This window comes from Pseudomonas flavocrustae (assembly GCF_029872515.1).
GTDB lineage: Bacteria > Pseudomonadota > Gammaproteobacteria > Pseudomonadales > Pseudomonadaceae > Chryseomonas > Chryseomonas aestiva.
The window spans coordinates 914537-940037 of the sequence record NZ_JAPDIQ010000001.1; the positions used below are offsets into that span (position 1 = coordinate 914537).

Consider the following 25501-nt stretch of genomic DNA (forward strand, 5'->3'; position numbering starts at 1 on the left):
TGTTGTCGCTCTGGATCTGACGAACACCTGCCCATGGATAATGACTCCACCTCGAACCGGCCACGGCGCCGCGATCTCTTTCTCGGCTTCTTCGGCCTGGGCATCACGGCCTTCGGCGGGGTGCTGCCGCTGGCGCGGCGCTACCTGGTGGAGAAGCGGCGCTGGCTGTCGGCGGAGGAGTTCACCGAATTGCTCGGCCTCTGCCAGTTCCTGCCGGGCGGCAACATCATCAATCTCTCGGTGGCGGTGGGCATGAGATTCGCCGGCTGGAGCGGCGCTCTGGCCGCTGCCGCCGGGCTGCTGGTGGGCCCGACCCTGGTGGTGGTCGGCCTGGGCGTGCTCTACGACCGCTACCACGACGATCCCCTGGTGGGTCGCGCCTTCGCCGGGCTCGCCGCAGCGGCGGCCGGGCTGCTGGTGGCCATGGCGGTCAAGCTCGTCCAGCCCCTGCGCGGGCGCTGGCTGGCGTTGGGCATCGCCTGCCTGGCCTTTCTCGCCCTGGCGCTGCTCAAGCTGCCGCTGCTCTGGACCATGCTGGTGCTCACCCCCATCAGCGTGCTGCTCAGCTATCGGCAGGGCCTATGAGTACGACCCTGCTGACGCTGGCGCTGATCTTCACCCAGCTGTCGCTGCTGGCCTTCGGCGGTGGCAACTCGGTGCTGCCGGAGATGCAGCGCCAGGTGGTGACGGTGCATGGCTGGATGAGCGCCGCCGACTTCGCCGCGCTGTTCGCTCTGGCCCAGGCTGCGCCCGGTCCCAATCTGATGATCGTGCCGTTGATCGGCTGGCATGTGGCCGGCTGGCCGGGGCTGCTGGTGACCTCCCTGGCCAAGTTCGTGCCGTCCTCGCTGCTGACCCTGGGCGTGCTGCACCTCTGGCAGCGCTTCGCCGACCGGCCCTGGCGCCGTCATCTGCAGGCCGGGCTGGTGCCGGTCACCGTCGGCCTGGTGGCGGCCAGCGCCTGGCTGGTGGGCAGCAGCGTGGCCACCGCGCCGCTGTGGGTGCTGATCCTGGCGGCGGGCGCCCTGGGCTCGCTGTTCACCCGCTGGCACCCGCTGTGGCTGCTGGCCGGCGGAGCACTGGTCGGGATAGTGTTTGGTAGCTAAGCCAAAAAAGCTGGGCAAGATCGTCTAGCCATCGACCCGAGGACATAACCTTGCAGCTAAGCCATCGGCCGGTCCAGGACAGTGACCTGCCCGCCCTATGCGAATTTTCCAAAAACCCCACGGAGCTGATGTTCTGGTTTCCCCGTGCCCACTTCCCGCTCACCCCGGTTCAGTTGCAGGCCGCCATCGCGGAGCGTCGCGACAGCCGCATCGTGGTGGCGGGTGGGCGAGTGGTGGGATTTTCCAACTTCTGCAGGTGGGCGGATGAGGTGTATGCGATTGGCAATGCCGTCGTTGATCCCGCCTACCGGGGGCAGGGGGTCGGACGTTACCTGCTGAAGATGATGATAGAGCGCGCGTTCGAGACGCACGGCGCTCGTGAAGTGGTTCTTTCCTGTTTCAACGCAAACGTGGCGGGGCTACTGCTCTACCAAACCTTGGGCTTCACCCCCTATGCCATCGAAGAGCGACGTTCGGTTGCCGATGAGCGGGTGGCGCTGATTTATCTCAGACTGCCACGGCCTTGCCAGTGATCACCCGTCCCCAGAATCCCTCGCTGCGCGAACTGCTGTTCACGGTGCGCGGCTCCATCGTCCAGGCGATCTGGCCCAAGCTGCTCTATGTGATGTTGCTGAGCCTGGCGGTGACCCTGAGCCATGGCGTCATCCTGCGCTTCGACTTCGGCCTCACCACCACGCCCCTGACCCTCTGGGGCCTGACCCTGGCGATCTTCCTCGGCTTTCGCAACACCACGGCCTACCAGCGCTTCTGGGAGGCGCGCGGTCTGTGGGGCGAGCTGCTGATCGCCGGACGCAACCTGGCGCGCCAGGTCGAGACCCTGTTACCCGGGCTGAACGCGGCCGAGCGCCGCCAGTTGCTGACCCCGCTGCTGGCCTTCGGTTATGCCTTGCGTGACCACCTGCGCCGCGAAGCGCCGTCTGCCGATCTGCAACGGGTGCTGGCGGGGGAGGAGAGCCTGCTCGCCGTCCCTCACCGACCCAGTGCGCTGATCCGCCGGCTTGGCACCATGCTGGTTGCCCGGGCACAACAGGAAGGGCTTGGTGATCCACTGATCGCCAATGTCGACAACCAGCTGGACCGGCTGACCGCGGTGCTCAGCGGCTGCGAACGCATTCGCCAGACGCCCATTCCCTATCCCTACATCCTGATGCTGCACCGGGTGGTGCACGTCTATTGCTTTCTGCTGCCGTTCTGCCTGGTGGACAGCCTGGGTTGGTTCACGCCGCTGGCGGTTCTGGTGCTGGCCTACACCTTCTTCGGCCTGGACGCCCTGGGCGACCAGATCGCCGACCCTTTCGGCACCCAGCCCAACCATCTGCCGCTGGACGCCCTCAGCCGCGGTCTGGAGATCGCCGTGCTGGATCTGCTGGGCGAGCCTACGCCGGAGCCGATCCGCGCGGAGGCGGGGTTGCTGAGATAAGGGTGGACCGCGGCTCTGGCGCCGAACGCCTGCACGAATAGCCCCCTCTCCCCCTGGGAGAGGGCTGGGGTGAGGGCATGCCTCAAAGCGGACGCTGGGCATGACGGTACGCCCAGGATGGTAGCCTGATCATTGAGCAGGAGCTTGCCGGGTCCGCCAGAGACGAACGCCTGCGCAGATCGCCCCCTCTCCCCCTGGGAGAGGGCTGGGGTGAGGGCACGCCTCGCTGCGGACACTGGGCATGACGGTACACCCAGGATGGTAGCCTGATGATTGATCAGGAGCTCGCCGGTTCCGCCAGAGACGAACGCCAGCACGATTCGCCTCCTCTCCCCCTGGGAGAGGGCTGGGGTGAGGGCGCGCCTCGCTGCGGACACCCAGTGGAAAAGGCTGCGCCGTTTTCCACGCTACGCCTGTCGATATGCCCGCTGGCGATTCAGTCGTCCGCGTCCTTGGGTACTCGCCGAGGACGCCTCACCAGCTCCCCGCGACAATTCGGACAGCGCTCCTGCATCGGCCCGGCGGCGCATTCCGTGCAAAAGGTGCACTCATAGGAGCAGATCACCGCCTCTTCGCTGCCCATCGGCAAGGCCTTGGCGCAGTGTTCACACGAGGTCCGCATTTCCAGCATGGCTGTCTCTCCCTGATCAGGCGCCAAAGCGCGCCGCATAGTCCTGGGGGCTGACCGCCAGGTGTTTGTGAAAGGTGCGCCGGAGATTTTCCGGATGGCCGAAGCCGCACAGGCGCGAGACCGTACCGATGGACGCCTGGCCATCCTGCAAGAGCACCCGCGCCGTCTCCAGGCGGACCTGCTCGACATAGCGGCCCGGGCCCATGCCGACCTCGCGGCTGAACAGCCGCGACAGGGTGCGTGGTGCCATATGGGCACGCTCGGCCAGGCGCTCCAGTCCCAGGTCTTCCCCCAGGTGACCGGGAATCCAGTCGAGCAGGGCGGCCAGCCGTGGCGTCCGTCCCGGATCGGGCGCCAGACAGGCGCTGAATTGCGCCTGGCCGCCGGGACGGCGCAGGAACATCACCAGCAGAGACGAACGCCTGCTCGGATCGCCCCCTCTCCCCCTGGGAGAGGGTTGGGGTGAGGGCACGCCTCGCTACGACACCCAGTGGAAAAGGCTGCGCCGTTTTCCACGCTACGCCTGTCGATATGCCCGCTGGCGATTCAGTCGTCCGCGTCCTTGGGTACTCGCCGAGGACGCCTCACCAGCTCCCCGCGACAATTCGGACAGCGCTCCTGCATCGGCCCGGCGGCGCATTCCGTGCAAAAGGTGCACTCATAGGAGCAGATCACCGCCTCTTCGCTGCCCATCGGCAAGGCCTTGGCGCAGTGTTCACACGAGGTCCGCATTTCCAGCATGGCTGTCTCTCCCTGATCAGGCGCCAAAGCGCGCCGCATAGTCCTGGGGGCTGACCGCCAGGTGTTTGTGAAAGGTGCGCCGGAGATTTTCCGGATGGCCGAAGCCGCACAGGCGCGAGACCGTACCGATGGACGCCTGGCCATCCTGCAAGAGCACCCGCGCCGTCTCCAGGCGGACCTGCTCGACATAGCGGCCCGGGCCCATGCCGACCTCGCGGCTGAACAGCCGCGACAGGGTGCGTGGTGCCATATGGGCACGCTCGGCCAGGCGCTCCAGTCCCAGGTCTTCCCCCAGGTGACCGGGAATCCAGTCGAGCAGGGCGGCCAGTCGTGGCGTCCGTCCCGGATCGGGCGCCAGACAGGCGCTGAATTGCGCCTGGCCGCCGGGACGGCGCAGGAACATCACCAGTCGGCGCGCCACCGCCAGCGCCAGCGGACGTCCGAGATCGGCTTCCACCAGCGCCAGGGCCAGATCGATGCCGGCGGTGACGCCGGCCGAGGTAAAGACATGGGGATCGCCATCGTGCCCCAGGGGGTCGTAGGTATGCAGGCGATCGCCCTGAACCTCGATGGCCGCAAAGGTGACGAGTTCGTCGACATAGGCCCAGTGGGTGGTGGCGCGGCGACCGTTCAGCAGCCCGGCGCTGGCCAGCAGCAGGGCGCCGGAACACACCGAGCCGACCCGTCGCACCCGGGGTTCCAGATCGCGCAGCCAGGCCTGCAAGCCGGCATCCTGGCGTAGCGTCTCGATGCCTATGCCGCCGGGAATCAACAGGGTATCCACCTCGCCCACGTCGAGGTCGTACCAGCTCTGTTCGGCCTGGATACCGATACCGGCCGAAGTCCTGACCAGCCCCTCGGCGGCGCCCAGCAGGCGCAGCTGGTAATAGGCAGGCAGTCCCTGGCGTTCCCGTTCCAGATTGGCCGAGGCGAAGACCTGCAGCGGGCCGGTGACGTCCAGGCTCATGACGTCAGGGTAGAGCAGCGCAGCGATCAGCGGCATGGATGGCTCTCCGTAGCGATTTGGCGAGCATGCCTCGGCGTCCATGTAGGCGACAAGGTCAAAGACCCCACGGATCTCGCCATCCGGTGGCAGGTTGGATTTGGCGTGACCCGCGCCCGGCCTTATCATCGCCGCCCATGAACTACACCGATCCCAAGCAACTGGCGCCCCTGCTGGAAGCCATCCTGCTCGCCGCCGGCCGACCCCTGACCCTGGAACGCCTGGCCGAGCTCTTCGAAGAGTACGAACGGCCCGAGCCCGCGCATCTGCGCGCCGGCCTCGCCGTACTCGGCGGCTCCTGTCGCAAACGCGGCTTCGAACTCAAGGAAGTGGCGTCCGGCTACCGCCTGCAGGTACGCGAGCAATACGCGCCCTGGGTCGGACGCCTCTGGGAAGAGCGTCCGCCACGCTATTCCCGCGCCATGCTGGAGACCCTGGCGCTGATCGCCTATCGGCAGCCCATTACCCGTGGCGAGATCGAGGAGGTGCGCGGGGTGGCGGTCAACAGCCAGATCGTCAAGACGCTGCTGGAGCGCGACTGGATCCGCGTGGTCGGCTATCGCGACGTGCCCGGCCGCCCGGCGATGTTCGCCACCACCAAAACCTTTCTCGACTACTTCGACCTGCGCAGCCTCGACCAGCTGCCGCCCCTTGCCGAGGTGCGCCAGCTGGAACCCGAACCGGCCTCGGTGCTGGAAGACCCCGAGCTGAGCCTGGCGGCGCTGGGGGGAGGGGAGCCGAAGGACGAGGAGGACACCCTGGTGATCCCCGAGCGCACCAGTTTCCGTACCCTGCTCACCGAGCTGGACGCCATGGAGACCGGCCTCAAGACCGATTTCGATGACCTGCGCCAGGCGGCGGACGAGGAAGACGAGGGTTGAGTCAGGCCTGTTGGGCTTCGCGCTGCTCAACCCAACCTATCTACTGAACCACCCTCTTCAGCCGGAAAGGGCCGGGCTTACGGGGCATGCCCAAGCGGAAAAGGCTGCGCCGTTTTCCACGCTACGGTGCTCCCCTGACTGCGGAAGACGACCCTCGCTCGATCAACCCCCTCTCCCTGTGGGAGAGGGCTGGGGTGAGGGCCGGGCTTACGGGGTATGCCCAAGCGGAAAAGGCTGCGCCGTTTTCCACGCTACGCTGCTCCCCTGACTGCGGAAGATCACCCCTCGCTCGAATAACCCTCTCTCTGTGGGAGAGGGCTGGGGTGAGGGCTGGGCTTACGGGGCATGCCCGAGCGGAAAAGGCTGCGCCGTTTTCCACGCTACGGTTTTCCAGTTATCAGATGCGCATCGCGGCCATGGCAGTGCGCCGTAGCGACCGCTCCTGCAGCAGCTGGACCTTTTGTAGGAGCGGCCCATATCCGCGATAAAGACAATTTCTCCTATCTCCGGAACTCTCCGTAAGAGCCGCCGCATCGGTGGACCAACCTTGCCGCAACCGAAAACGAAAAAAGCGCCCGAAGGCGCTTTTTTCCAACCCAGACCTAGAGGTCTCAGGCCGGCGCGTTGACCAGCGCCTTGCAGGTATCGAGCATGCGGTTGGAGAAGCCCCACTCGTTGTCGTACCACGCCATGATCTTCACCAGCTTGCCGCTCACCTTGGTGTGGTTGGCGTCGAAGATCGACGACAGGCGGTTATGGTTGAAGTCGATGGAGACCAGCGGCTTGTCGTTGTAGCCCAGGACCGGCGAGGCTTCGGCCGCCGCCTTCATGAAGGCGTTGATGGTCTTGGCGTCGGTTTCCTTGGCGGTCAGGATGGTCAAATCGACCAGCGACACGTTGATGGTCGGCACCCGCACCGCCATGCCGCTAAACTTGCCTTGCAACTCCGGCAGAACCAGGCCCACGGCCTCGGCGGCACCGGTCTTGGTCGGAATCATCGACTGGGTGGCCGAACGCGCCCGGAAGGGGTCGGAGTGGTAGACGTCCGACAGGTTCTGGTCGTTGGTGTAGGCATGGATGGTGGTCATCAGACCGTTCTCGATACCCAGTTCGCGCTGCAGCACCTGGGCGACCGGCGCCAGGCAGTTGGTGGTGCAGGAGGCGTTGGAGATGATCTGGTGCGACTGGCGCAGGATGTTGTCATTGACGCCATAGACGATGGTGGCGTCCACGTCCTTGCCCGGTGCCGAGATGATTACCTTGGAGGCGCCGGCTTCCAGGTGGGCAGCGGCCTTGTCGCGGCTGGTGAAGAGGCCGGTGCATTCGAACACCACGTCGACCTTCAGATCCTTCCACGGCAGCTCGGCCGGGTTGCGGATGGCCGTCACGGCGATGCGGTCGCCATTGACCACCAGCTTGTCGCCCTCGACGGACACCTCGGCAGGGAAGCGGTCATGAACGCTGTCATACTGTAGGAGATGCGCATTGATGGCGGCGTCGCCCAGGTCGTTGATCGCGACGACCTCCAGGTCCTGGCGATAGCCCTCGGTGTACAGCGCCCGCAGCACGTTGCGGCCGATGCGTCCAAAACCATTGATGGCAATACGAATACTCATTGAGAGAAACCTCGCGATAGCTGGGTTTTGTTGTAAAAAACATTACACATGACGCGTGCTAAGCGGAATAATAGCGCCAATTTGGCTGTGAATGTTTGAAATAACAACAAATTTAGCCCGGTGGAGAATCGAAACCATGCATCCTCGCGTCCTCGAAGTCACACAGCGGTTGGTGGAACGCAGTCGTCCGACCCGTGAGCGTTACCTCGCCATGATCCGGGCCGCCGCCAGCGACGGTCCGCAGCGCGGCAAGCTGCAATGCGCCAATTTCGCCCATGGCGTCGCCGGGTGTGGATCCTCGACGGATAAGCAGCGCCTCCGTTTGATGGACCAGGCCAACGTCGCCATCGTTTCCAGCTACAACGACATGTTGTCGGCTCACCAGCCCTATGAGCACTATCCGGAGCTGATCAAACAGGCCCTGCGCGAGATCGGCTCCGTCGGTCAGTTCGCCGGTGGCGTGCCGGCCATGTGCGACGGCGTGACCCAGGGCGAGGCCGGCATGGAGCTCAGCCTGGCGAGTCGTGAAGTCATCGCCATGTCCACCGCCGTGGCGCTGTCGCACAACATGTTCGACGCCGCGCTGCTGCTGGGCATCTGCGACAAGATCATCCCCGGCCTGATGATCGGCGCGCTGCGCTTCGGCCATCTGCCGATGATCTTCGTCCCGGGCGGCCCCATGCCATCGGGCATCTCCAACAAGGAGAAGGCGCGCGTGCGCCAGGCCTTCGCCGAGGGCAAGGCGACCCGCGAAGAGTTGCTGGAGTCGGAGATGAAGTCCTACCACAGCCCTGGCACCTGCACCTTCTATGGCACCGCCAACACCAATCAGGTGGTGATGGAGGTCATGGGCCTGCACCTGCCGGGCTCCTCCTTCGTCAATCCCTACACCCCGCTGCGTGACGAACTCACCCGCGAGGCGGCGCGCCAGGTGACCCGCATCACCCATCAGGGCGGCAACTTCATGCCGCTGGGCGAGATCGTCGACGAGAAGTCCATCGTCAACTCGGTGGTAGCCCTGAGCGCCACCGGTGGCTCGACCAACCACACCCTGCACATCCCGGCCATCGCCCAGGCCGCCGGTATCCAGCTGACCTGGGACGACATGGCCGAGATCTCGGCGGTCACCCCGACCCTGGCCCAGGTCTATCCCAACGGCAAGGCCGACGTGAACCACTTCCATGCCGCCGGTGGCGTCAACTTCATGGTGCACACCCTGCTCGAAGCCGGACTGCTGCACGAAGACGTCAACACCATCATGGGCCGTGGCCTGTCGCGCTACCTGCAGGAACCCTTCCTGGTGGACGGCAAGCTGGAGTGGCGCACCGGCCGGGCCGAAAGCCTGGACGAGGACATCCTGCGTCCGGCCAGCCGGCCGTTCAACGAGGAGGGCGGCCTGCGCGTCATGCAGGGCAATCTCGGGCGTGGCGTGATGAAGGTGTCGGCGGTGGCGCCCAACCATCAGGTGGTGGAAGCCCCGGCGCGGGTCTTCCATGACCAGAGCGAACTGGCGGCCGCCTTCAAGGCCGGCGAGCTGGAGCGCGACTTCGTCGCGGTGGTACGTTTCCAGGGGCCCAAGGCCCTGGGCATGCCCGAGCTGCACAAGCTCACCCCCTACCTCGGCGTGCTGCAGGATCGCGGTTTCAAGGTGGCGCTGGTCACCGACGGCCGCATGTCCGGTGCCTCGGGCAAGGTCCCGGCGGCGATCCACCTCTGTCCGGAAGCCATCGACGGCGGGCCGCTGGCCAAGGTCTGTGACGACGATCTCATTCGTGTCGATGGACGCACCGGAGAGCTGAAGATTCTGGTCCCGGCGGACGAATGGATGGCTCGCCAGGCGGTCGAAGCGCCCCAGGGCACCGGGGTAGGCTGTGGTCGTGAGTTGTTCGCCTTCATGCGCGGCGCCATGAGTACCGCCGAATCGGGTGCCAGTGCATTCACTTCCAGTCTGGAGGCGCTGAAATGAGTTTGGCTTTGGTTGGCGACATCGGGGGCACCAATGCCCGCTTCGCCCTGTGGCGCGACGGTCGCCTGGAGGCCATCGAGGTCTTCGCCTGTGCGGATTACGCCTGTCCGGAAGATGCCGTGCGCAAGTATCTGGCGCAGAGCGGCGTGGCGCTGGATGACATCACCGCCGTGTGCCTCGCCTGTGCGGGCCCGGTGGGCGAGGGTGATTTCCGCTTCACCAACAATCACTGGGTGATCAAGCGCGAGCAATTCTGTCGCGAGCTGGGGCTGACCCATCTGCTGCTGATCAACGACTTCACGTCCATGGCCTGGGCCATCGCCCGCCTGGACCCGGCGGACTCCGTCCAGGTGCGCGACGGCACCGCCTTGCCGACCCGTCCGCGCCTGGTGATCGGGCCAGGCACCGGCCTGGGTCTCGCCAGCCTGGTACCCAGTGGCAAGGATCGCTGGATCGTGTTGCCGAGCGAGGGTGGTCACGTCGACCTGCCGATCAACACCCAGCGCGAATTCGATATCTGGAAGATCCTCAAGCGCCAGTTCGGCAACCACGTCTCCGCCGAGCGCGTGGTGTCCGGCAGCGGCCTGGTCAACCTCTATCACGCGAGTTGCGAACTGGACGGCCGCACCGCCGCCCTGCACAGCGCGGCGGACATCTGCGAGCTGGCGCTCAAGGGTGACCCCTATGCCGACGCCGTGCTGGAGCAGTTCTTCATCTGGCTGGCGCGGGTCGCCGGCAACGCGGCCCTCACCCTGGGCGCCCTGGGTGGCGTCTACATCGCCGGCGGCATCCTGCCGCGCTTCGTCGAGCGTTTCCAGAGCGGGGCCTTCGCCCATGCCTTCGCCGACAAGGGCAAGACCAGCAGCGCCTACCTCAAGGACATCCCGGCCTGGCTGGTGACCGCCGAGTACCCGGGGCTGTTCGGTGCCGGCGTCGCCCTGGACCAGACCATCGCCGAAGCGCGCCAGGTCTAAGAGCCTGTTCAAAGTCTGCTGCGCGTCGGCCAAACTGCGTTAAAATGGCTTCGGAATGCTCATTTACCACTCGTAAACTCCGCTTCCTCAGCCATTTTTGCCTTGTTTGGCTCTAGCTCGCGAGCCTTTGAACGGGCTCCGATCCACTCCGGAGCCGGGCGACTACTCAAGGTCGCCCGGCCCCGGTATGCTGCCGGCACTACCGGTAGCTGGCCTCGGGCCAGAACAACAAGAGCGAACATCGCCATGTCCACCCTGGGCAAATCCCTCCTGGTCGTCGACGACGACGGGGAAATCCGTGAGCTGCTCGAAGCCTACCTCACCCGTGCCGGCTATCTGGTGCGCGCCGTCGGCGATGGCCGCGAATTGCGCCGGGCGCTGGGCGACTTCGTCCCCGATCTGCTGATCCTCGATGTCATGCTCCCCGGCGAGGACGGCTTCGCCCTCTGCCGCTGGATGCGCGAGCAGTCGAGTTGCCGACAGGTCCCCATCATCATGCTCACCGCCAGTTCCGACGAAGCGGATCGGGTCATAGGCCTGGAACTGGGCGCCGACGACTACCTGGGCAAACCCTTCAGTCCGCGCGAATTGCTGGCCCGCATCAAGGCGCTGCTGCGCCGTGCCGGCTTCGGCGAGACGCGCCCGGCGGCCACCGGTCTGCTGACCTTCGACGACTGGCGCCTGGATCCGGTCAGTCACCGGCTGTTCCATCGCGATGGCGAGGAGGTCATCCTCTCCGGCGCCGATTTCACCCTGCTCAAGCTGTTTCTCGACCATCCCCAGCAGATACTCGATCGCGACACCATCGCCAATGCTACCCGCGGGCGCGAGGTGCTGCCGCTGGAGCGCATCGTCGACATGGCGGTCAGCCGCCTGCGTCAGCGGCTGAGAGACACCGGCAAGTCGCCGCGACTGATCCGCACCGTGCGTGGTTCCGGCTACCTGCTCGCCGCCGAGGTCAGCGGACTGGTCGCCGATGCGGTGTAGCGGTCCGCTCGCGCGGCTGGTGCCGCGCTCCCTGCTGGCGCGGATGCTGCTGCTGACCCTGCTGGCGGTACTGCTGGCCCAGGGCGCCTCGGCGCTGTTCTGGTCGGCTTCCCTGCGCAGCGACCGCAACCAGGGCTTGCAGACCGCCGCCCGCAGCCTGGGCTATTCCATCGCCGCCAGCGTGCGCTATTTCAGCCTGCTGCCGCCGGCCTATCGGCCACTGGTGCTGGAGCAGTTGCGCAACATGGGCGGCACGCGCTTCTTCGTCTCGCTCAACGAAAAGCCGCTGACCATGCAGGCGCTGCCGGACACCCCCGGCCGCCGGGCGGTGCTCCAGGGCGTCGAGGCGGTGCTGCGCGAGCGCCTGGGCGCGGCCATGCCCATGTACGTGGAATTCATCGGCCCCCAGCAGCTGCGGCTGTTCAACGGCGCCGTGGCCCTCGACGAACTGCCGCGCTCCTGGGCGCACTATGCCCTGAGTCTGGAGCCGCTGGAGCCGCCGGTACTAGTGACCCAGATCCGCATCGGCGAAGGGGAGTGGGTCTATCTCGCTACCCTGATGCCGGCGCCCTACTACAGCCTGGACGAGTCCTGGCTGCCCTTGCAGCAGCTGCTGTTCATGGTCTTCAGCAGCGCCTTCCTGCTGCTGTTCATCGGCCTGCTGATCCGCTGGCAGAGTCGCCCGCTCAAACGGCTGTCGCGTGCCGCGCGGGAGCTGTCGCTGGAGGTCCATACGCCGCCGGTGCGCGAGGAGGGCGCCCAGGAGATCCGCGAGGTTACCCGCGCCTTCAACGCCATGCGCGAACGCATCGCCCGCTACCTGGACGAGCGCGCCCAGCTGTTCAGCGCCATCTCCCACGACCTGCGTACGCCCATCACCCGGTTGCGCCTGCGCGCCGAACTGCTGGATGACGAGCTGATGCAGGCCAAGCTGGTGCGCGATCTGGACGAGCTGGATCTGCTGGTCAAGGGGGCCCTGCAGTGCGTCAAGGACACTGACATCCACGAGAACCTGGAGCCGGTCGACCTGCAGGCGCTGCTGGAACAACTGGTGGAGCCCTTCACCCAGGAGCAACCGCCGCGGGCGCGCCTCACCGGGGAAGCCCGGGGCACCCTGCTGGGCAAGCCGCTGGCGCTCAAGCGCTGCATCGGCAATCTGCTGGACAACGCCCTCAAGTATGGCTACCGCGCCCACCTGCAGGTGGAAGACGACGGTCATGCCTTCGTCCTGCATGTCGACGACGAAGGACCGGGGGTGCCGGAGCAGGAACTGGAGCAGGTGTTCCAGCCCCATGTCCGCCTGGCCACCGACCGCCATGGCTATGGCCTGGGCCTGGGCATCGCCCGCAACCTGGCTCACGCCCATGGTGGCGAAGTGGAGCTGCGCAATCGCCGCGAGGGCGGTCTGCGGGTCACCCTTACTCTCCCGCGCACCTGAGCATTGGTGTGACGTTATGTCACCAGCTCGTGACAAAACTCCTTCCCTTCGTTACCCACGGCCGCAGGCGTCTGACTAGACTCCGCCCAGCTCCAATAAAAAAACAACAAGGAACGACCCCCTCATGAATGCGTTGAATCGTCTCGCTCTCGCCGTTTCCCTTTCCTGCGCCGCGCTCGCCGCCCCCCTGACCGCCCATGCCGGTGAGGTCGAGGTGCTGCACTGGTGGACCTCCGGTGGCGAGGCTCGCGCCGTCGATGTCCTCAAGCAGCTGATGCAGAAGCAGGGCGATACCTGGAAGGACTTCGCCGTGGCCGGTGGCGCCGGCGAGGCCGCCATGACCGTGCTCAAGACCCGCGCCGTGTCCGGCAATCCGCCGTCCGCCGCCCAGCTCAAGGGCCCCGACATCCAGGAATGGGCCAGCATGGGCTTCCTGGCGGACATCAGTGACATCGCCAAGCAGGGCAACTGGGACACCATCCTGCCCAAGCGCGTGGCCCAGACCATGCAGCACGATGGCGAGTACGTCGCGGTGCCGGCCGGCATCCACCGCATCAACTGGCTGTGGATCAACCCCGCCGTCTTCAAGAAGGCCGGCGCCAAGGTCCCCACCACCCTGGACGAATTCTTCGAGGCCGCCGACAAGCTCAAGGCCGCCGGCGTCGTACCCCTGGCCCATGGCGGTCAGAACTGGCAGGACGGCACCATCTTCGAATCCCTGGTCATGGCCATCATGGGTCCGGAAGGCTACGACAAGGTCTTCGTGCAGACCGATGCCGACACCATTCGCAGCGACAAGATGGTCGAGGTGTTCAAGACCTTCAAGCGCGTCAAGGGCTATGTCGATCCCAATGCCGCCGGTCGCGACTGGAACCTGGCCACCGCCATGGTTATCGAGGGCAAGGCGGGCATGCAGATCATGGGTGACTGGGCCAAGGCCGAATTCACCGCGGCCGGCAAGAAGCCGGGCGTCGACTACGAGTGCGTGGTGATGCCGGGCACCCAGGGCGACTTCATCTACAACATCGACTCCCTGGCCATGTTCAAGATCAAGAACAAGGACAACCAGAAGGCCCAGGACGACCTGGTGCGCACCGTCATCGACAAGCCCTTCCAGGAGGTGTTCAACCTCAACAAGGGCTCCATCCCGGTGCGCAACGACATCGACCTGGCCAAGTTCGACAGCTGCGCCCAGCAGTCCGCCAAGGACTTCCAGGCGGCCAATGCCGATGGCAAGGCCGAGCCGAGCATGGCGCACAGCATGGCCAATACCAGCTATGTGCAGGGTGCGATCTTCGACGTGGTGACCAACTTCTTCAACGACGCCAACGCCGATCCGAAGAAGGCCACCGAGCAACTGGTCGCTGCCATCCAGGCCGCCAAGTAAGGTCAATCGCGGCCATGGCGGTCCGCCGCTGCGGCCGCTCCTACAGCTAAAAATCGACCTGTAGGAGCGGCCCATGGCCGCGATCCATCAGGCACCCAAAGCCCAAATAATACCACCCCTTGGGAGCGCCCCATGGCTCTTACCGAAACCCTTCCCGTCGCGACGGTCAGTCGACGCCCGGACCGGCTGCAGCGCCTGCTGCCCAAGCTGGTGCTGGCGCCCACGGCCATCGCCATGGTCGTCTGTCTCTATGGCTACATGCTGTGGACGGCGGTGATCTCCTTTACCAACTCGCGCTTCCTGCCCAGCTACAACTTCGCCGGCTTCGCCCAGTACGCGCGACTCATGGAAAACGATCGCTGGCTGGTGGCCTGCAAGAACCTGGCGATCTTCGGTGGCCTGTTCATCCTGCTGAGCCTGGCCATTGGCGTCTTCTTCGCCATCCTGCTGGACCAGCGCATCCGCCGCGAAGGCTTCATCCGCACCATCTACCTCTATCCCATGGCGCTATCGATGATCGTCACCGGCACTGCCTGGAAGTGGCTGCTCAACCCCGGCATGGGGCTGGACAAGCTGTTGCGCGACTGGGGCTGGGAAGGCTTTCGCTTCGACTGGCTGGTGGATCCCGACCGGGTCATCTACTGCCTGCTGATCGCCGCACTCTGGCAGGCCTCGGGCTTCGTCATGGCCATGTTCCTCGCCGGTCTGCGCGGCGTGGATTCCTCCATCCTGAGAGCCGCCCAGGTCGACGGGGCAGGGCTGCCGACCATCTATCTGCGCATCGTCCTGCCCAGCCTACGGCCGGTGTTCTTCAGTGCGGTGATGATCCTCGCCCACATCGCCATCAAGAGCTTCGACCTGGTCATGGCCATGACCGCGGGCGGTCCCGGCTACGCCTCGGACCTGCCGGCGGTGTTCATGTACCAGCACACCTTCACCCGCGGCCAGATGGGCCTGGGGTCCGCCAGTGCGGTGCTGATGCTTGGCGCGGTGCTGGCGGTGCTGGTGCCCTACCTCTACTCGGAATTGCGGAGCAAGCGAAATGGCTAAGGCTCTAAACGTCAATCGCGTGGCCATCCACGCCACCCTGATTATCGCCTGCGCGGTCTATCTGGTGCCGCTGCTGGTGATGCTGCTGACCAGCTTCAAGACCCCGGACGACGTTCGCACCGGCAACCTGCTGAGCCTGCCCCTGGACTGGACGATCATCGGCTGGCTCAAGGCCTGGGACGTGGTGCACAGCTACTTCTGGAACTCCTTCATGATCACCGTCCCGGCGGTGCTCATCTCCACCTTCATCGGCGCGCTCAACGGCTACGCCCTGTCGAAGTGGCAGTTCCGCGGTTCGAATCTGCTGTTCAGCCTGCTGCTGTTCGGCTGCTTCATTCCCTTCCAGGTGATCCTGCTGCCGATGTCCTTCACCCTCGGCCAGCTGGGCCTGGCCAACACCACCGCCGGCCTAGTGCTGGTGCACGTGATCTACGGCCTGGCCTTCACCACGCTGTTCTTCCGCAACTACTACGTGGGCATCCCCGATGCCCTGATCAAGGCGGCGCGGCTGGACGGGGCGGGCTTCTTCACTATCTTCTTCAAGATCCTGCTGCCGCTGTCCACGCCGATCGTGATGGTCAGCCTGATCTGGCAGTTCACCCAGGTATGGAACGACTTCCTGTTCGGCGTGGTGTTCGCCAGCGGCTCGTCGCAGCCCATCACCGTGGCCCTGAACAACCTGGTCAACACCAGCACCGGCGCGAAGGAATACAACGTCGACATGGCCGCCGCCATGATCGCCGCGCTGCCGACGCTGCTGGTCTACATCTTCGCTGGCAAGTATTTCGTCCGGGGCCTGACCTCGGGCGTGGTCAAAGGATAAGGAAGGCCACCATGGCAGCTCTCGAACTCAAAAGCGTACGCAAGACCTACGGCAACGCCGCCCAGGAAGCCCTCAAGGGCATCGATATCCGCATCGACGCGGGTCAGTTCCTCATCCTGGTGGGCCCCTCCGGGTGCGGCAAATCCACCCTGATGAACGCCATCGCCGGCCTGGAAGACATCAGCAGCGGCGCCATCTGCCTGGACGGCGAGGACGTCACCCAGGTCGAGCCCAAGGATCGGGACATCGCCATGGTGTTCCAGTCCTACGCCCTGTATCCGACCATGACCGTGCGCGAGAACATCGCCTTCGGCCTGAAGATCCGCAAGACCCCCAGGGAGCAGATCGACGCCGAGGTGGCGCGGGTCAGCAAGCTGCTGCAGATCGAGCACCTGCTCGAGCGCAAGCCGGCGCAGCTCTCCGGTGGCCAGCAGCAGCGGGTGGCCATGGGTCGCGCCCTGGCGCGCCGGCCCAAGCTCTATCTGTTCGACGAGCCGTTGTCCAACCTCGACGCCAAGCTGCGGGTGGAGATGCGCACCGAGATCAAGCTGATGCACCAGCGCCTGCAGACCACCACCGTCTACGTCACCCACGACCAGATCGAAGCCATGACCCTGGGCGATCGGGTCGCGGTGATGAAGGATGGCGAGGTGCAGCAGTTCGGTACTCCGGAGGAGATCTACAACGATCCGGCCAATCTCTTCGTCGCCAGCTTCATCGGCTCGCCGCCGATGAACTTCGTGCCGGTGCGCCTGGAAGCGCGCGAGGGCAGGGTGGTCGCCCGCGTCACCGGCGATACCGGCGACAGCCAGGTGGATTTGCCCGATCTGGATCCGGCGCTCGCGGGCCGAGAGGCTATCCTTGGGGTGCGTCCGGAGCAGATCCAGTCGGCGCATCCGGCGGACAACGCGGTGCCAGGCATCCTGACGCGGATCCAGGTGGTCGAGCCGACCGGTCCCGACACCCTGCTGTATGCCGAATGGAACGGCACCAAGGTCTGCTGCCGGGTCGCTCCGGGCGAAGCGCCGCGGGCCGGCGACCAGGTGCTGTGGCGGATCGATTCGCGACGGGCGGTGCTGTTCGATCCTGCGAGCGGTCGCCGACTTTCTTGAACGTAGCTCATGGCTGAAACGTTACAGCAATGGTAAGGTCCGCCCGCCGCCGCGCCTGACGTCGGGTTGCGGCCCTACCAGAGGCCAGGAGTGCACCTCCGGCCGCCGTGACAGACAGGAGAACAACAATGGCACTACCCCGCGTCGTGGTCTTTGGCGAAGCCCTCACCGACATCGTCCAGGGTAATCCTGGCGAATGGCGGGGTTATCCGGGCGGTGCCCCCTGGAACGTGGCGCGTGGCCTGGCCCGGCTGGGCGTGGCAAGCGCCTTCGGTGGCGCCATCAGCCAGGACGGTCTGGGTGACGAGATCGCCTGGCAGTCGGAAACCGCCGGCCTCGATACCCGCTTCCTGCAGCGCGTCGCCGCCGATCCGCTGGTGGCCATCGTGCCGTCAAGCCGTCCGCCGCGCTATTTCTTCGCCGGCGAAGCCGATCTCCAGTTCGACCCGGCGCTGCTGCCCGAAGGCTGGCTGGAGGCCGCCGAGGTCTGCCATTTCAGCTGCATCAGCCTGGCCCGCTATCCGCTGGCCGATACCCTGCTGGACCTGGCCCGCCAGGCCAAGGCTGCCGGCAAGCGCCTGAGCTACGATCCCAACTGGCGCAACCTGATGGACGATCGCTATCGCCAGCAGACCTTCCCCGAGCTGGTGCGCCTGGCCGACGACATCAAGCTATCCGACGAAGACATCCGCCAGATCTATCCGGGCCTGGACGAGCGCGCCGCGCTGGACGAATTGCGCGCCCTCAATCCCCATGCGCGCATCCTCTTCACCCGCGGCGAGCACGGCCTGGTGCTCTATACGCCGGAAGGCGAGTGGCAACAGGCCGCCATCGCCGTGGACGTGGCCGACACCGTGGGTGCCGGTGACGCCTGCATGGCCGGCTGGCTGGCCTCCGGCCTGCTGGGCCTGACCGACCTGCAGCAGCGCCTGAGATTCGCCGCGGCCAGTGCCTCGGTGTCCTGCCGCCATGCCGGCGCCTATGCGCCGACCCGTGCCGATGTCGAAGCCCTGCTGCAGGTGAGCCCGCACTAGACCGCTTTCCCACAACAACAATAGCCGCCAAGGAAACCCGATGGACTTCCCCGATTTTCGTCGTCGCGACACCCTGCTGGAGCACGTCCGCCATACCCTGGCGTTCTACCATCCCCGCTGTGTCGATCCGCAGGGCGGCTTCTATCACTTCTTCAAGGACGACGGCACGGTCTACGATCGCCAGACCCGCCACCTGGTCTCCAGCACCCGCTTCGTCTTCGATTTCGCCATGGCCTACCGGCACTATGGCGATCCGGCCTTTCTGGACGCGACCCGCCATGGCCTGAGATACCTGCGCGAGCGGCATCGCCAGGCCAACGGCGGCTATGCCTGGCTGCTCGACGGCGACACCGTGGTGGATGGCACCAATCACTGCTATGGCCTGGCCTTCGTGGTGCTGGCCTACGCCCACGGCTTGCAGGCGGGGATCGAGGAAGCGCGCAACTGGCTGAGCGAAGCCTGGGAATCCCTGGAGACCCACTTCTGGCGTGAAGCCGATGGCCTCTATGTGGACGAGATCAGCGCCGACTGGCAGACCGTGGCGCCGTATCGCGGCCAGAACGCCAACATGCACGCCTGCGAAGCCCTGCTGGCCGCCTTCGAAGCCAGCGGCGAGGTGCGCTACCTGGATCGCGCCGAGACCCTGGCGCGCAACATGACCCAGCGTCAGGCGGCGCTGACCCAGGGGCAGGGCGGGGTGGCCGACGAGGTCCCCGGTGGCCTGGTCTGGGAGCACTACCACAGCGACTGGTCCATCGACTGGGACTACAACCGCGACGATCCGGCCAACCTGTTCCGGCCCTGGGGTTTCCAGCCGGGGCACCAGATCGAATGGGCCAAGCTGCTGCTGATCCTCGAACGCCATCGCCCCCAGCCCTGGTTGCTGCCGCGGGCCCAGGCGCTGTTCGATGTCTCCTGGCGCCTGAGCTGGGATGGCGAGCACAGCGGTCTCTATTACGGGTTCGCCCCGGATGGCTCGCCCTGCGATCCGGACAAGTACTTCTGGGTGCAGGCCGAGGCCCTGGCCGCCGCCGCGTTGCTCGCCGAGCGCAGTGGCGAGGCCCGCTATTGGGAACACTATCAGGCGCTCTGGCGCTACAGCTGGACGCATTTCATCGATCACGAGCACGGTGCGTGGTGGCGCCTGCTCGACCGTCGGAACCACAAGTACTCCGACGACAAGAGTCCGGCCGGCAAGGTCGACTACCACACCATGGGTGCCTGTTACGAAGTCCTCAACGTCCTGCCGTAAGTATTAGAGACGCGGGTTTCGGGCCCAAGGTGTCATCACTTCAATAAAAAGGGATCTCAGTAATGAACAAGCAAAACCACAAGAATCGTCCGGGGCGCGCACTGCCCCTGGTGTCGCTGCTGGCCCTGGCGGTCGCCGCGGGTGCCCAGGCGGCGCCCCAGGCCAATCCGGGTGGCAACTTCAGTGGCGTCAACAACACCGAGGCCGCCTTCGAGCCGCTGGGCAACACCATGACCGGTGACTGGGGTGGCGTGCGCAAGGACCTGCGCGACAAGGGCTGGGACATCAAGCTCGAATACGTCGGCGAGGGCGCGACCAACCTGCGTGGCGGCTACGACGACGATCGCACCGGGCGCTGGAGCTCCCAGTACATGTTCGGCCTCTGGGGCGACATGAACAAGATCGCGGGTTGGGAAAACTCGGTGTTCAAGCTGGCCATCACCTCCCGTGACGGCCGCAACCTGACCGATGACCGCATCACCGATCCGCGCGTGGGCGGCTACTCCTCGGTGCAGGAAGTCTATGGCCGTGGCCAGACCTGGCGTCTGACCCAGCTGTGGCTGTCCAAGGGCTTCTTCGATGGCCGTCTGGACATCAAGGCCGGTCGCTTCGGCGAAGGCGAGGACTTCAACTCCTTCGAGTGCGACTTCCAGAACCTGGCGTTCTGCGGTTCCCAGGTCGGCAACTGGGAAGGCGTCTGGTACAACTGGCCGGTCAGCCAGTGGGCCCTGCGCGTCAAGTACAGCCTGACCTCCGAGCTGTTCGTCCAGGTCGGTGCCTACGAGCAGAATCCGTCGCTGCTGGAAACCGGCAACGGCTTCAAGCTCAACGGCAGCGGCACCAAGGGTGCGGTCCTGCCGGTGGAAATGGTCTGGTCGCCCAAGGTCAACGGCCTGCCGGGCGAATACCGCGTCGGCTACTACTACAGCACCGCCGATGCCAACGATGTCTACGAAGACGTCAATGGCAACTCCGCCGCCCTTACCGGGCTGGATTACAAGGAGCACTCCAGCAAGCACGGCTACTGGGTCGTGGCGCGTCAGCAGATCACCGCGCACAACGATGATCCGAGCCGCGGCCTGTCGGTGTTCGCCAACTTCACCGCCCATGCCAAGGACGTCAACAAGGTCAGCAACTACGTCCAGGCCGGTCTGGTGTACAAGGGCCCCTTCGACGGTCGTCCCAAGGATGACATCGGCTTCGGCGTCGCGCGCATCAGCACCAACAGCGACTTCCGCGACAACCAGCGCGCCCTCAACCAGGCCGCCGGTGCCACCGACTACGATGATCCGGCCTACACGCCCCTGCAGCACAACGAGTACGACGCCGAGATCTACTACGGCGTGCACGTGACCAACTGGCTGACCGTGCGCCCCAACCTCCAGTACATCAAGAGTCCGGGTGGCGTGCGTGAAGTCGACAATGCCGTGGTGGGCGGCCTGAAGGTTCAAGCGGTTTTCTAAATCGCCCCCATAGCCCGCCATCCTGCCGGATGGCGCTGGACAGGGCCCTGCGGTGGTTATACTGCAGGGCCTTTTTCATTTCCGAGGTTGCCGTGGGTAAGGTCGAAAGTCCCTGCATCAGCCAGTGCAAGATCAAAGACGACGTCTGCCAGGGATGTGGCCGCAAACGCTCAGAGATCAAGGGCTGGAAAGAATTGAAGGACCGCGAGCGCAAGGAAGTCATCGATAAATCGAAGAAGCGCCTGAAAAAGCTCAAGAAGGGTTGATACGTTCCTGTTGGCACCCTAGGTTGGGTGGAGCACAGCGAAGCCCAACGGTGCCCAGGCCACCGCCGCATTGTTGGGCTTCGACGATAAAGCCGTCTCAACCCAACCTACATCCTGCCCGGCCAGCCCTCTTTCCCGAGAAGGCTGGGGTGAGGGCGCCGGAACCAGCACCTTAGGTTGAGCGCAGCGAAGCCCAAAAGGCCAAGCCAGCCCCCCCACTGTTGGACCTCGAGGATAAAGCCTCCTCAGCCCAACCTGCGCCTGATGGAGTCGAGCGCCCGCTCGGCCAGCCCCCTCTCCCTGCGGGAGAGGGTTGGGGTGAGGGCGCTTTTCGCCAACGAACACCCGGGTGGAAAAGGCTGCGCCGTTTTCCACGCTACGGTTAACCGGGCCATCAAACGCGGCTCACTATGCCCGCTCCACCTCATCCAGCAATCCCATGAACGCCTGCGCCGCATTCGAATGGGTGCGCTCAGTATGCAGGATGTACCCCAGGCGCCGCTCCAACTGAATCCCCGGCAGCGGCAGCCGGCGTACCTGATCGTCCAGCAGGGTCCGCGGCAGCACGCTCCAGGCCAGGCCGATGGACACCAGCATCTTGATGGTCTCCAGGTAGTTGGTGCTCATGGCGATATTGGGTATCAGCCCCTGGGCATCGAACAATCCATGCACGATCAGCCGGGTAAAGGTATTGCCGCCGGGAAACACCGCCGGATGCCGCGCCACATCGGCCAGGGTGACCTCCGCCTGGTTCGCCAGCGGATGTTCGGGCGCTGCCACGAAGTCCAGGGGATCGCTCCATACCGGCACCGCCTTGATCGGCGCCGCGGTCTGAGGCGCCAGGGTGATGATCGCCAGCTCCACCCGCCCATGCAGGATTTCGTCGTAGGCGGCTTCCGAATCGAGAAAGCGGATATCCAGGGCGACGTCGGGATAGTCCCGGGTGAAGCGCCTGAGGATCGGCGGCAACCGGTGCAGGCCGATGTGGTGACTGGTCGCCAGCGTCAGCCGGCCACCGATGGCACCATTGAGATTGGTCAGCGCCCGCCGGGTGTCATCGATCACGTCTAGAATCTGATAGGCGCGGGGGAGCAGGGCGCGTCCGGCCTCGGTCAGGCTGACCTCGCGGCCGATGCGATCGAACAGTCGGAGCCCCAGCTGCAGCTCCAGGGCCGCGATGCGCTTGCTCACCGCCGGCTGGGTCAGGTGCAGGCGCTCGCCAGCGTCGGAGAAACCGCCGGTTTCGGCCACCGCGACAAAGGCGTTCAGATTGGCGAGGTCCAAGACGTCGAATTCCTATTGGTTATGCGCTTCATGAAAAAGATGAATTTGTTTCATGCGAGCCTAACGCGGTATCTTTGACCCCACAAGCACCAAGGGCATGCAAAGGCCCGTGCCGTTCCACGCCTGATGAGGAATCCACCCATGGCTGGCAAGACGCTCTACGACAAACTCTGGGATATGCACTTGGTCAAGCAGCGCGACGACGGTTCCGCGCTGCTCTACATCGACCGCCACATCATCCACGAAGTGACCTCGCCCCAGGCCTTCGAAGGCCTGCGTCTGGCCGGCCGCAAGCCCTGGCGTCTGGACGCCAACCTGGCGACCCCCGATCACAACGTGCCGACCACCCCCGATCGCAAGGAAGGCCTCGATTCCATCAAGGACGAGATCTCGCGCATTCAGGTCCGCACCCTTGACGAGAACTGCGACGACTTCGGCGTCACCCAGTTCAAGATGAACGACGTCCGCCAGGGCATCGTCCATGTGATCGGCCCGGAGCAGGGCGCCGTGCTGCCCGGCATGACCGTGGTCTGCGGTGACTCCCACACCTCCACCAACGGCGCCTTCGGAGCCCTGGCCCATGGCATCGGCACCTCCGAGGTCGAGCACGTGCTCGCCACCCAGTGCCTGGTGGCCAAGAAGATGAAGAACATGTTGGTGAAGGTGGAGGGTGAGTTGCCCTTTGGCGTCACCGCCAAGGACATCGTCCTCGCGGTCATCGGCAAGATCGGCACCGCCGGCGGTAACGGCCATGCCATCGAATTCGCCGGCAGCGCCATCCGCGCCCTGTCCATGGAAGGCCGCATGACCATCTGCAACATGTCCATCGAGGCCGGTGCCCGGGTCGGCATGGTGGCGGTGGACCAGACCACCATCGACTACGTCGAGGGCCGTCCCTTCGCGCCCATCGGTGCCGTCTGGGAGGCCGCCGTTGCCCAGTGGCGCGGCCTGGTGTCCGATGCCGACGCCCACTTCGACACCGTCGTCGAACTCGACGCCACTCAGCTCAAGCCGCAGGTCAGCTGGGGCACCTCGCCGGAGATGGTTCTGGCCGTCGACCAGCAGGTGCCGGACCCGGCTCGCGAAGCCGATCCGGTCAAGCGCGGCTCCATCGAGCGCGCCCTGAAGTACATGGGCCTCAAGGCCAACCAGCCGATCACCGACATCGTGCTGGATCGCGTCTTCATCGGCTCCTGCACCAATTCCCGCATCGAGGACCTGCGCGCCGCTGCCGCCGTGGCCAAGGGCCGCAAGGTGGCCGCCACCCTCAAGCAGGCGCTGGTGGTACCTGGCTCCGGCCTGGTCAAGGCGCAAGCCGAGCGCGAAGGCCTGGACAAGGTGTTCATCGAAGCCGGTTTCGAATGGCGTGAGCCGGGCTGCTCCATGTGCCTGGCGATGAACGCCGACCGCCTGGAGAGTGGCGAGCATTGCGCCTCCACCTCCAATCGCAACTTCGAGGGCCGTCAGGGTGCCGGTGGCCGTACCCACCTGGTGAGCCCGGCGATGGCCGCCGCTGCCGCCATCGCCGGTCGTTTCGTCGACGTCCGCGACTTCGCCAACGCCTGAGGAGCCTGACCATGCAAGCCTTTACCCAGCACACCGGTTTGGTCGCACCCCTGGATCGCGCCAACGTCGACACCGACCAGATCATTCCCAAGCAATTCCTCAAGTCGATCAAGCGCACCGGCTTCGGCCCCAACCTGTTCGACGAGTGGCGCTACCTGGACGTCGGCCAGCCCGGCCAGGACCACAGCAAGCGTCCGCTGAACCCTGAGTTCGTGCTCAACCAGCCGCGCTACCAGGGCGCCAGCATCCTGCTGGCCCGTGAAAACTTCGGCTGCGGTTCCAGCCGCGAACACGCGCCCTGGGCCCTGGATGGCTACGGTTTCCGTTCGGTGATCGCGCCGAGTTTCGCCGACATCTTCTTCAACAACAGCTTCAAGAACGGTCTGTTGCCGATCATCCTCAGCGATGCGGACGTCGACGAGCTGTTCCGCCAGGTCGAAGCCAACGAGGGCTACCAGCTGGTGGTCGATCTCGAAAGCCAGACCGTGCGCCGTCCCGATGGCGTGGCGCTGTCCTTCGAGATCGACGCCTTCCGCAAGCACTGCCTGCTCAATGGCCTGGACGACATCGGCCTGACCCTACAGGATGCCGACGCCATCGGGAGTTTCGAAGCCCGCTATCGCCAGAGCAGTCCCTGGATGTTCCCCAGCGCCTGAACCCAGTCGCCGGCCCGCGCGGCCGGCGCTCTTTTCGGAGGCTCCATGAGCGGTGACCACGAGCAACACGTACAGCAGCAATTCGGCGCCACCGCCGAGGCCTATCTGACCAGTGCCGTCCATGCCCAGGGCGCCGAGCTCCTTGAGCTGCGCGACGCCGTGGCCCAGCGGGAAGGGGCCAAGGTGCTGGATCTCGGGTGCGGTGGCGGTCACGTCAGCTACAACGTGGCGCCGGTGGCCGGGCAGGTGATCGCCCTGGATCTGGCCGAGGAAATGCTTTCGGTGGTCAAGCGCAGCGCGGCCGAGCAGGGCCTGGACAACATCAGCGTTCAGCCCGGCATGGCCGAGCACCTGCCCTTCGGTGATGCCAGCTTCGACTTCGTCTTCAGCCGCTATTCGGCGCACCATTGGCGCGACATCGGCGCGGCCCTGCGCGAAGTGCGCCGGGTGCTGCGCCATGGTGGCGAGATGGCCATCATCGACGTGATCTCGCCGGCCAATCCGCGCCTGGATACCTATCTGCAGACGGTGGAAATCCTGCGCGACATCAGCCACGTGCGTAACTATTCCTTCGCCGAGTGGCACCGCCTGCTGGATATGGCCCGGCTGGGCGTGACCCGCTGCCGTCGCCAGCGCCTGTGCCTGGACTTCGCCAGCTGGACCGCGCGCATGCGTACCCCCGAGCCGCAGTGCCAGGCCATTCGCAGCCTGCAAAGCAAGATCGGCCAGGAAGTGCGCCAGTATTTCGAAATCGACCGCGACGGCTCCTTCACCGTCGACGTCATGGTTCTCTGGGCTCAGCCCATCTGATGTAAGACAGGAAA

At 65.4% G+C, this 25501-nt stretch carries 25 protein-coding genes and 1 pseudogene; 20 read left to right on the forward strand and 6 right to left on the reverse strand.

Annotation, left to right across the window (positions count from 1 at the left end; genetic code table 11):
• The first annotated feature begins 33 nt into the window (after window positions 1–33).
• Genes OMP44_RS04230 through OMP44_RS04245 form a run of 4 tightly spaced genes read left to right on the forward strand, consistent with a single transcriptional unit; the run spans window position 34 to window position 2547 of the window.
• Window positions 34–585 carry a chromate transporter gene (locus OMP44_RS04230; RefSeq protein WP_133860883.1) on the forward strand — a complete coding sequence of 184 codons (552 nt, stop codon included), beginning with the start codon at window positions 34–36 and terminating at the stop codon, window positions 583–585.
• Window positions 582–1106 (forward strand): chromate transporter, encoded by a 525-nt coding sequence (locus OMP44_RS04235; protein WP_280306649.1) that lies wholly within the window; start codon window positions 582–584, stop codon window positions 1104–1106. The genes OMP44_RS04230 and OMP44_RS04235 overlap by 4 nt, the downstream gene beginning before the upstream one ends.
• 50 nt (window positions 1107–1156) lie before the next feature.
• Window positions 1157–1639: a GNAT family N-acetyltransferase gene (locus tag OMP44_RS04240; RefSeq protein WP_280306651.1), complete on the forward strand. Its 483-nt coding sequence runs from the start codon at window positions 1157–1159 to the stop codon at window positions 1637–1639.
• A complete protein-coding gene (locus tag OMP44_RS04245) occupies window positions 1636–2547 on the forward strand; it encodes a bestrophin family protein (protein WP_280306652.1) in 912 nt (303 codons plus the stop codon). The genes OMP44_RS04240 and OMP44_RS04245 overlap by 4 nt, the downstream gene beginning before the upstream one ends.
• A 436-nt stretch (window positions 2548–2983) precedes the next feature.
• On the opposite strand, the gene OMP44_RS24790 is transcribed toward OMP44_RS04245, so the two are convergent.
• The 4 genes and pseudogenes from OMP44_RS24790 to OMP44_RS04265 form a co-directional block, all read right to left on the reverse strand.
• Entirely contained in the window at window positions 2984–3217 is a 234-nt protein-coding gene (locus OMP44_RS24790; RefSeq protein ID WP_348529675.1) for a DUF1272 domain-containing protein, read from the reverse strand.
• A pseudogene (locus tag OMP44_RS04255) lies at window positions 3195–3587 on the reverse strand (helix-turn-helix domain-containing protein); the annotation flags it as partial. The gene OMP44_RS24790 and the pseudogene OMP44_RS04255, both read right to left, overlap by 23 nt.
• Before the next feature lie 137 nt (window positions 3588–3724).
• Window positions 3725–3958: a DUF1272 domain-containing protein gene (locus tag OMP44_RS04260; RefSeq protein ID WP_348529675.1), complete on the reverse strand. Its 234-nt coding sequence runs from the start codon at window positions 3956–3958 to the stop codon at window positions 3725–3727.
• A complete protein-coding gene (locus OMP44_RS04265; RefSeq protein ID WP_280306654.1) occupies window positions 3936–4922 on the reverse strand; it encodes a GlxA family transcriptional regulator in 987 nt (328 codons plus the stop codon). Before OMP44_RS04265 ends, OMP44_RS04260 begins: the two co-directional genes overlap by 23 nt.
• 137 nt (window positions 4923–5059) lie before the next feature.
• On the opposite strand from OMP44_RS04265, the gene scpB reads away from it, so the two are divergent.
• Window positions 5060–5803, forward strand: coding sequence for an SMC-Scp complex subunit ScpB (gene scpB, locus OMP44_RS04270; RefSeq protein WP_280306656.1), 744 nt, complete (start codon window positions 5060–5062; stop codon window positions 5801–5803).
• A 611-nt stretch (window positions 5804–6414) separates the two neighbouring features.
• Here the strand turns inward: scpB and gap are convergent.
• Window positions 6415–7419: a type I glyceraldehyde-3-phosphate dehydrogenase gene (gene gap / locus OMP44_RS04275; protein WP_017641313.1), complete on the reverse strand. Its 1005-nt coding sequence runs from the start codon at window positions 7417–7419 to the stop codon at window positions 6415–6417.
• A 136-nt stretch (window positions 7420–7555) separates the two neighbouring features.
• Here gap and edd point away from each other — a divergent pair, with 136 nt between their 5' ends.
• The 12 genes from edd (at window position 7556) to OMP44_RS04335 (ending at window position 21171) form a co-directional block, all read left to right on the forward strand.
• Entirely contained in the window at window positions 7556–9385 is a 1830-nt protein-coding gene (edd, locus tag OMP44_RS04280) for a phosphogluconate dehydratase (RefSeq protein WP_158895346.1), read from the forward strand.
• Window positions 9382–10359, forward strand: coding sequence for a glucokinase (locus tag OMP44_RS04285; protein ID WP_280306661.1), 978 nt, complete (start codon window positions 9382–9384; stop codon window positions 10357–10359). Before edd ends, OMP44_RS04285 begins: the two co-directional genes overlap by 4 nt.
• 246 nt (window positions 10360–10605) lie before the next feature.
• Complete coding sequence (locus OMP44_RS04290) at window positions 10606–11346, forward strand: response regulator (protein ID WP_133860874.1); 741 nt, start codon at window positions 10606–10608, stop codon at window positions 11344–11346.
• Window positions 11336–12784, forward strand: coding sequence for an ATP-binding protein (locus tag OMP44_RS04295; protein ID WP_280306664.1), 1449 nt, complete (start codon window positions 11336–11338; stop codon window positions 12782–12784). Before OMP44_RS04290 ends, OMP44_RS04295 begins: the two co-directional genes overlap by 11 nt.
• Before the next feature lie 124 nt (window positions 12785–12908).
• Entirely contained in the window at window positions 12909–14171 is a 1263-nt protein-coding gene (locus OMP44_RS04300; RefSeq protein ID WP_208691501.1) for an ABC transporter substrate-binding protein, read from the forward strand.
• 132 nt (window positions 14172–14303) lie between these two features.
• Window positions 14304–15221 carry a carbohydrate ABC transporter permease gene (locus tag OMP44_RS04305; protein ID WP_058792075.1) on the forward strand — a complete coding sequence of 306 codons (918 nt, stop codon included), beginning with the start codon at window positions 14304–14306 and terminating at the stop codon, window positions 15219–15221.
• Window positions 15214–16044, forward strand: coding sequence for a carbohydrate ABC transporter permease (locus OMP44_RS04310; protein ID WP_007158674.1), 831 nt, complete (start codon window positions 15214–15216; stop codon window positions 16042–16044). Before OMP44_RS04305 ends, OMP44_RS04310 begins: the two co-directional genes overlap by 8 nt.
• 11 nt (window positions 16045–16055) lie before the next feature.
• Window positions 16056–17156 (forward strand): ABC transporter ATP-binding protein, encoded by a 1101-nt coding sequence (locus tag OMP44_RS04315; protein WP_187979528.1) that lies wholly within the window; start codon window positions 16056–16058, stop codon window positions 17154–17156.
• A 128-nt stretch (window positions 17157–17284) separates the two neighbouring features.
• Window positions 17285–18190 carry a carbohydrate kinase family protein gene (locus OMP44_RS04320; protein WP_187979527.1) on the forward strand — a complete coding sequence of 302 codons (906 nt, stop codon included), beginning with the start codon at window positions 17285–17287 and terminating at the stop codon, window positions 18188–18190.
• 40 nt (window positions 18191–18230) lie between these two features.
• Window positions 18231–19442: an AGE family epimerase/isomerase gene (locus OMP44_RS04325; protein WP_280306674.1), complete on the forward strand. Its 1212-nt coding sequence runs from the start codon at window positions 18231–18233 to the stop codon at window positions 19440–19442.
• 62 nt (window positions 19443–19504) lie between these two features.
• Window positions 19505–20905, forward strand: a complete 1401-nt coding sequence (locus OMP44_RS04330; protein WP_280306675.1) for a carbohydrate porin — start codon at window positions 19505–19507, stop codon at window positions 20903–20905.
• A 92-nt stretch (window positions 20906–20997) separates the two neighbouring features.
• A complete protein-coding gene (locus OMP44_RS04335; RefSeq protein ID WP_082900493.1) occupies window positions 20998–21171 on the forward strand; it encodes a DUF1289 domain-containing protein in 174 nt (57 codons plus the stop codon).
• 408 nt (window positions 21172–21579) lie between these two features.
• Here OMP44_RS04335 and OMP44_RS04340 read toward each other — a convergent pair whose 3' ends face one another.
• Window positions 21580–22455: a LysR family transcriptional regulator gene (locus OMP44_RS04340; RefSeq protein WP_133860866.1), complete on the reverse strand. Its 876-nt coding sequence runs from the start codon at window positions 22453–22455 to the stop codon at window positions 21580–21582.
• Between the two features lie 141 nt (window positions 22456–22596).
• On the opposite strand from OMP44_RS04340, the gene leuC reads away from it, so the two are divergent.
• From leuC to OMP44_RS04355, 3 genes are read left to right on the forward strand one after another with little or no spacing between them, the layout of a single operon-like run.
• A complete protein-coding gene (leuC, locus tag OMP44_RS04345) occupies window positions 22597–24021 on the forward strand; it encodes a 3-isopropylmalate dehydratase large subunit (protein ID WP_280306678.1) in 1425 nt (474 codons plus the stop codon).
• Window positions 24022–24032: 11 nt separating this feature from the next.
• On the forward strand, window positions 24033–24677 hold the full coding sequence (gene leuD, locus OMP44_RS04350; protein WP_133860864.1) for a 3-isopropylmalate dehydratase small subunit: 645 nt from the start codon (window positions 24033–24035) through the stop codon (window positions 24675–24677).
• A gap of 45 nt (window positions 24678–24722) precedes the next feature.
• Window positions 24723–25487 carry a class I SAM-dependent methyltransferase gene (locus OMP44_RS04355; RefSeq protein ID WP_280306681.1) on the forward strand — a complete coding sequence of 255 codons (765 nt, stop codon included), beginning with the start codon at window positions 24723–24725 and terminating at the stop codon, window positions 25485–25487.
• Window positions 25488–25501 lie beyond the last annotated feature (14 nt).

Coding starts and splice junctions, on each gene's coding strand:
- OMP44_RS04230 (WP_133860883.1), top strand. CDS start 34: ATGGATAATGACTCCACCTCGAACCGGCCACGGCGCCGCGATCTCTTT.
- OMP44_RS04235 (WP_280306649.1), top strand. CDS start 582: ATGAGTACGACCCTGCTGACGCTGGCGCTGATCTTCACCCAGCTGTCG.
- OMP44_RS24790 (WP_348529675.1), bottom strand. CDS start 3,217: ATGCGGCGCGCTTTGGCGCCTGATCAGGGAGAGACAGCCATGCTGGAA.
- OMP44_RS04260 (WP_348529675.1), bottom strand. CDS start 3,958: ATGCGGCGCGCTTTGGCGCCTGATCAGGGAGAGACAGCCATGCTGGAA.
- OMP44_RS04265 (WP_280306654.1), bottom strand. CDS start 4,922: ATGCCGCTGATCGCTGCGCTGCTCTACCCTGACGTCATGAGCCTGGAC.
- scpB (WP_280306656.1), top strand. CDS start 5,060: ATGAACTACACCGATCCCAAGCAACTGGCGCCCCTGCTGGAAGCCATC.
- gap (WP_017641313.1), bottom strand. CDS start 7,419: ATGAGTATTCGTATTGCCATCAATGGTTTTGGACGCATCGGCCGCAAC.
- edd (WP_158895346.1), top strand. CDS start 7,556: ATGCATCCTCGCGTCCTCGAAGTCACACAGCGGTTGGTGGAACGCAGT.
- OMP44_RS04285 (WP_280306661.1), top strand. CDS start 9,382: ATGAGTTTGGCTTTGGTTGGCGACATCGGGGGCACCAATGCCCGCTTC.
- OMP44_RS04290 (WP_133860874.1), top strand. CDS start 10,606: ATGTCCACCCTGGGCAAATCCCTCCTGGTCGTCGACGACGACGGGGAA.
- OMP44_RS04295 (WP_280306664.1), top strand. CDS start 11,336: ATGCGGTGTAGCGGTCCGCTCGCGCGGCTGGTGCCGCGCTCCCTGCTG.
- OMP44_RS04300 (WP_208691501.1), top strand. CDS start 12,909: ATGAATGCGTTGAATCGTCTCGCTCTCGCCGTTTCCCTTTCCTGCGCC.
- OMP44_RS04305 (WP_058792075.1), top strand. CDS start 14,304: ATGGCTCTTACCGAAACCCTTCCCGTCGCGACGGTCAGTCGACGCCCG.
- OMP44_RS04310 (WP_007158674.1), top strand. CDS start 15,214: ATGGCTAAGGCTCTAAACGTCAATCGCGTGGCCATCCACGCCACCCTG.
- OMP44_RS04315 (WP_187979528.1), top strand. CDS start 16,056: ATGGCAGCTCTCGAACTCAAAAGCGTACGCAAGACCTACGGCAACGCC.
- OMP44_RS04320 (WP_187979527.1), top strand. CDS start 17,285: ATGGCACTACCCCGCGTCGTGGTCTTTGGCGAAGCCCTCACCGACATC.
- OMP44_RS04325 (WP_280306674.1), top strand. CDS start 18,231: ATGGACTTCCCCGATTTTCGTCGTCGCGACACCCTGCTGGAGCACGTC.
- OMP44_RS04330 (WP_280306675.1), top strand. CDS start 19,505: ATGAACAAGCAAAACCACAAGAATCGTCCGGGGCGCGCACTGCCCCTG.
- leuC (WP_280306678.1), top strand. CDS start 22,597: ATGGCTGGCAAGACGCTCTACGACAAACTCTGGGATATGCACTTGGTC.
- leuD (WP_133860864.1), top strand. CDS start 24,033: ATGCAAGCCTTTACCCAGCACACCGGTTTGGTCGCACCCCTGGATCGC.
- OMP44_RS04355 (WP_280306681.1), top strand. CDS start 24,723: ATGAGCGGTGACCACGAGCAACACGTACAGCAGCAATTCGGCGCCACC.